Below are 5742 nucleotides of genomic sequence, written 5' to 3'. Positions count from 1 at the left end.
GCTTTGGCCAGGAGCTTTTTGCCATATCCTTTTCTGCGGTATTCATCTTTTACAAACACATCATAGGGCTCATTTTCTTCATAATTCTTTGTGAGATCCAAATAGCCAACGACGTTATTTTCTTCAGTAGCCACCAAAACATAGAATCTGTCCGGTTCTTCCAGCACTCTTTCCCCGGTCCAGTAATTCGATGTATCATGGATTGCAAGATAACCTCTGATATATTTATCATCTATCAATTCGATTCCAGATATATCATCAATTTCTGAAATTTGCTTCAAAACCATTTTTTGCTGTTCTTCGCGAAAAAGCGCATTCTTTGTCTTTAAAATATTCCTGAGAATTTCATTACATGGATTAAAGGAAAAATCAATCTGGTAACCGTTAAAGTACTGTGACAAATAGGCAAACAGCTCAATATAGGCACCTTGTGACCTGGACAGTCCCATAGTTACTTCTACATACTTTTCATCATCTATAGCAAGAAGAACGAATAATCCGATTATTTTCTCTTTATCAAAAACTGCAAGTACACGATCATCCGTATTATGAACAGCCCTTTCAAGCTTCTCCTCTATCAAATCAGAATCCAGGAGAGGCTGTGAATAATCTTTGTCAGCGTTAATTTGACGTGCAAATGCTACATATTTTTCAATTTCCGATGTTACTGTTACTAAATGCTCCACGTCTCTTACCTTCATCTCTCTATCTTCTTAAAAAGCCTTGCGCTCCAGAAATTCATATTGAGCTCATCAATATAAAAATGGAATATAGCTTTCCAGTTTTTCGTAGCAGTACTCAGAACCATATATTCTGCCTCTGCTTTGACAGTGTTCTCAGCAAATCTAAAAAGCTTCTCTCCAACCCCTTGGGATCGCTTCTCTGGAATAACATACAGTTCTTCGACTTCAAAGAATGGTGTACCCTCTGGCATTATTGATTTCATCTGCTTAGATTCACAAACTTTACCAAAAAGATACCCAATAATAGTACCATCGTCCTCGGCAAAAAATATTCTGTTACCTTCAATGTCTGATTTATCATTTGGACGATATCCGTAGCAACTGTTCTCTGCTGCCCAGTCCTCTGAAAAACTTATTAGTTTAGCCAGAACTTCCTCGTTTAAATCTACTTCATGAATAAGCATTATATTATCCTTTACGCTTCTATAGAATCATTAATTCTATCTATCCACTTAACATCATCGGATTCCAAGTACTGCACAAGTTTGCTGAAATTGCTTGAGCCGTCAACATGATCGTCTGTAGGTAATTTGCCAATTCTTTCTTTCATATAAGTATAATTATCAGTATCAATGCTCTTCATTACCTGATCAATCTGATCAGCTCTACCTTTGTAACCTTTAACACCTGTATATTTCTCTATAAGCGGTGCATTGACAGCCTTCGCAGGTCTTTTGATAAACTCATCAGTCCAGTGTTTAGATATAATCTGCATAGTGCATGGATTACCAAATATGATCACTTCCTCAGCAGCGTTATCGACACCATGGAAATCATTTATCTTTCGCTTAATATCTTCATATTGTTCATATGGTTTCTTTTCTGTATCACAGAATATAAGAACAATTTCATAAGCTCCATTTTGGTACCTATCCTGATACCGAGCAGGAATATTACCATTTCCTGCCGCATTAACAAGGGCTATTTCATAAACATCATTCCATACTTGTAAATTGTTCAAATGTTCCAGATACTTATATTCCTCATTACCTTCACAGATAATGCAAATTTTATGTTTGTCCGATATATCAGGAAGTCTATTCGCCATCTGCAACTGCTCCCTTCACATTTCCCTTTATACTTAACAGGGAATTTATCAGTTCAGGATCAGGCAACGCCGCAAAAACTCCTTTTCGGTATTTTTCTATTATGTCAGAAGTATCTCTTACACCATTTTCAGCAGTAAAATCAGACAATGAATAAACGTAAACGCCCTTTTCATCCTTATCAACAAACCAGATCTGTTCCTTTCTGAAAAGGCGTTTACAATCCATAAGGTTAATATCGTGTACTGTGAAGATCATCTGAGCATCAGTATTGAGCTCATTATTGAACATAGCAACTGTGGCTCTGGTAAGTTTAAAATGAATACTGCTATCAAGCTCATCTACTACCAGGATTCGACCCTGTTCAAGCGCTTCAATAACATAACTTGCCATAGCCGCTATCTTTTTAGTTCCTGTAGAATCAAATAGCATACTTGGAACCTGAACGCCCTTATATGTAGAAACCAGCCTAATCTGATCCATTACACTATCAGGAACATCAAGTACTTTTTCTTCAGGCTTTTCATCAGCGCCACCAGCATTAAGCTTTACATTTCCCATTTCAACATATTCAAAATTGTCCATGTAAAGATCTGCATTTTTAATAAAATCAACAACTTTCTGCTGTAGCTGATTCTTGTTTTTCATAAGGTCAATGGTATGCTCCATAGGGATGTTATTCATATTGATAACATCTATCTTTTCAGCAAAACCAACCAGAACTTCCTTCATCTCATTGAGTGCCTTAAATTTAGTAGAATCAATAAGGTGGAAAATAACATTATTTTTTGCAACAACAGGCATCATTGTCAAAAGCTCTGTATCTATGCACTCATATTCTTCATTGAGAGTATCGCGTTTTAGCCAGCACACTTCTTTTTCGTTATTGTACTGATCTTTCAACACCTCTATAAATGATTCGAATACGTAGGCCTCTTTCTTGACATCGTACTTGAAATCATACGAGAACTTTCTTCCACCTGATAAAAAAGTGACTCCAAGTTCACAGATATCGTTGTCTGTAAAAATATTTGACATAAGGCCATTTTTCTTATTCAGTAAAACGCTTTTTATAGCTTTAATACACCTTATTAGGCAGGTTTTTCCTGCATTATTAGGGCCGTAGATTCCAGCTGTCTTAAGGACATTAAAGTTATTTTCTTTATGTACATTTGAGGCAAATTTTTTATTACGCATATCAGCTTTCATTGAGAAAGCAATCTGTTCATCAAATGCGAAGCAGTTTTTGGCCCTAATCTCTATAATCATAGCCGTTCCTCCGTTAAGGATTTTCCTATTGTTCACTATTATTATAACATTATAATATTTTTCATGCAATTATTTTACATAAATAATATATGGACATTTCATAAATCAGTTTCACTTCGTTATAATTCTATAATCTGATCAAATCCTGTATCATCACTATCAATATGTGATATCTTAATGACTATTTTATCAGGATCACTCAACAGCTCTTTTTCCAAATCCTTAAGCAGTACCTTGGTTTCAACGTCCAGCCCGGCATCGATCTCATCCAGAATAACCAGCGATACATCGGATTCCATCATGCACTTCATCATAAAGAGCTTCTTCTTTTCACCTCCGGAAAGGGTTGCTCCGTTTTCTTCTATAACATCAATCTCAGGATTCAGATTCAGCTTCTTACGCATTGCCTCTATTTCATCTTCACTGCAATCTGAATGAGTTACATATCTAAGATAATCTTCGACGCATTCATTAAGTATAAGTTCATCCTGCGAAACGTAGCATATTTCTTTATAAAAAGAGCATGAATCATACTCAGAAACTGGTGTATCATTGATAGATACCTGCCCGTTTGACGGCTTATATAAGCCTAGGATCATCTTAAGTATTGAACTTTTGCCGCTTCCATTTTCACCACGGATCAGGACATTATCGCCCTTATTTATATCAAAAGAAATATTGTTCATGATCTTCCTGTCATCGATTTCGAGCGTTACGTTTTCAAATTTGATATTATCGATATCACTTATCTCTTTTCCGGAAATAATGGGAATATCCATAAGCTTTACAACATTGTCAAAGGCAGGAATATTCTTGATGATCACCTGGATCTGGCGCTGAACTCGCCCGCTGACAGCAAGAATAGTATTTGTTATAAAAAGGACTGTTACAAGCTTTCCGCCACTTACGTTCGATGTCAAAAGCAGCATGCCGGCAACTATAATGTATATAAGGTCAGTAAAGCTTTTTTCTATTGTCTCAAAGAATGCAGATTTTCCTTCGGCTTTCTCAGAGAGTTTCATAAAACTATCATGTATTTTTTTATTCTTAGTCAGATAATAATCTTCTAAACCGTTTGTACGAGTAGCTTCAACCATATCCACCGTCTCGTATACCTGCGCAGTATCTTGTTCATGCGCTTTGTCACAAAGCTCATAATTACCTAATATGCCACGGCCTGTTATAAATGATGTTCCGAGTGTAAATGCAATCCCTAAGACTAACGTTATGCCTGCAGGAATGCTATACCAAAAGGCAATTATCAAAAAAGCTATAACCGTAAGCGTATTAACAAAGCCCCCGACAGAATATATCACTGCAATCGCAAACGCAGTATATGTCTGCCCTGACAGGACATATTTAAATTTGTCCTTGGACTTCTGGACATGCTCCATGTACTCGCTTCCCCAAAGTACTTTGTATATCTTTTGTCTCATGTTCCATAAAAGATCATTGCCTATACGGATATACAGCCTGGTATTTAACCCTGATAAAAGAGATAACAGAAAATAGCCGATAACAAACAGCAGCACAGCTATCGCAAAGGTATACACTGCTTTATCCGTTTCCAACATATCGATCATGGCATTTATACCAAGCGGTATTGCCATTTCAACTGCGATCAATGCTGTCATTACTATAAAGGCACCAAATAGTAATCGCCTATTTGATGCAAACATCATTTTTACAATCTTAAAATAGCTTTTCATACGTCCTGAATCCCCCTTTAGTACTGCATTTAGGCTCTAAATCTACCATTCAAGATCATAAAAAACAAGACTTTAAATCGACTTGCCACCTATGCTATAATAGCTACAAGGATAAGGAAGTAAATGCTTATCTTTTTAATAAGAAACTGCGATGTAAGTTGCCATTTGAAGTGGCTGTTTACATCGCAGTTTTTGCTATAATACTATTTCTATTACTCGAATTCTTCAACTTGCTGAAGATTGATATGGGGCATTCTACTGTTATTCAAGTATGTCTTTAACTTTCTTTCAAGAAAATAGCGGTAATCTGGCTGATCTCCAGCTTCTTTGTATTCCTGAATAACTGTCTTGCGAATCCAATCCAGCTTCTTTGGGCTTTGCTCTTCATACCTTACAAGCTTGATCAATTATTCCTGTCTAATCTTCCCATCCCCAATATACATCCGCTCTGTAGCAATCCTGTCCACAAACACCTTATCATGCGAAGTAAATACAAGTGTCCCCTCATATTCGATCAGCATTTTCTCCAAAGCCTCTACAGATGGTATATCCAGATAATTCGTCGGCTCATCCAGTATCAGCAAATTCACATTCGATACAAAGAGCATGGCAAAAGACAGCTTCATCCGCTCACCACCCGAAAGCTCTGATGCCTTTTTGTTCATATCTCTTTCTGATAGCAAAAGACGTGCCAGTACAATCCTTGAAAGACTCTCGCTCTGGATACTGACTCTGCGCACATTTTCAAGAACGGTTCGATCAAGGTCGATCTGGGACATGTTCTGCTTGGCATATCCTATTTTGGCTCCTGGGACTACGTATACTTTTTCTCTATTATTTATTAGTTCCAGTAAAGTAGTCTTGCCGGCTCCGTTACCGCCCAGTAGCGCAACCTTACTTCCATTCTTGATCATAAAATCTGCATCGTCGAATATAACGTGGTCATCATAGGCAAAAGAAATATGTTCTCCACGG

The 5742-nt window shown here is 37.1% G+C and carries 7 protein-coding genes; all 7 read right to left on the bottom strand.

Features of this window, described 5'->3' with window-relative positions; all coding sequences use genetic code 11:
- On the bottom strand, nt 1–701 hold a 701-nt coding region (locus tag K6G87_RS17185), incomplete at its 3' end, for a GNAT family N-acetyltransferase (protein WP_296839996.1).
- On the bottom strand, nt 698–1147 hold the full coding sequence (locus tag K6G87_RS17180; protein ID WP_296839995.1) for a GNAT family N-acetyltransferase: 450 nt from the start codon (nt 1145–1147) through the stop codon (nt 698–700). The genes K6G87_RS17185 and K6G87_RS17180, both read right to left, overlap by 4 nt.
- An 11-nt stretch (nt 1148–1158) precedes the next feature.
- Nucleotides 1159–1791, bottom strand: a complete 633-nt coding sequence (locus K6G87_RS17175) for a hypothetical protein (RefSeq protein WP_296839992.1) — start codon at nt 1789–1791, stop codon at nt 1159–1161.
- Entirely contained in the window at nt 1781–3058 is a 1278-nt protein-coding gene (locus K6G87_RS17170) for an AAA family ATPase (protein ID WP_296839990.1), read from the bottom strand. The genes K6G87_RS17175 and K6G87_RS17170 overlap by 11 nt, the downstream gene beginning before the upstream one ends.
- Before the next feature lie 119 nt (nt 3059–3177).
- Complete coding sequence (locus tag K6G87_RS17165) at nt 3178–4767, bottom strand: ATP-binding cassette domain-containing protein (RefSeq protein WP_296839987.1); 1590 nt, start codon at nt 4765–4767, stop codon at nt 3178–3180.
- 212 nt (nt 4768–4979) lie between these two features.
- Nucleotides 4980–5174 carry a hypothetical protein gene (locus tag K6G87_RS17160; protein WP_296839985.1) on the bottom strand — a complete coding sequence of 65 codons (195 nt, stop codon included), beginning with the start codon at nt 5172–5174 and terminating at the stop codon, nt 4980–4982.
- The coding region (locus K6G87_RS17155; RefSeq protein WP_296839982.1) for an ATP-binding cassette domain-containing protein at nt 5175–5742 on the bottom strand (568 nt) is incomplete at its 5' end.

The organism is Butyrivibrio sp. (assembly GCF_024699075.1).
The sequence above is the reverse complement of the archived record's forward strand: the minus strand, read 5'-3'. Positions and strand labels throughout refer to the sequence as shown.

Bases quoted from the DNA above. Each gene is read 5' to 3' on its own strand.
- K6G87_RS17180 (WP_296839995.1), bottom strand. From the start codon at position 1,147: ATGCTTATTCATGAAGTAGATTTAAACGAGGAAGTTCTGGCTAAACTA.
- K6G87_RS17175 (WP_296839992.1), bottom strand. From the start codon at position 1,791: ATGGCGAATAGACTTCCTGATATATCGGACAAACATAAAATTTGCATT.
- K6G87_RS17170 (WP_296839990.1), bottom strand. From the start codon at position 3,058: ATGATTATAGAGATTAGGGCCAAAAACTGCTTCGCATTTGATGAACAG.
- K6G87_RS17165 (WP_296839987.1), bottom strand. From the start codon at position 4,767: ATGAAAAGCTATTTTAAGATTGTAAAAATGATGTTTGCATCAAATAGG.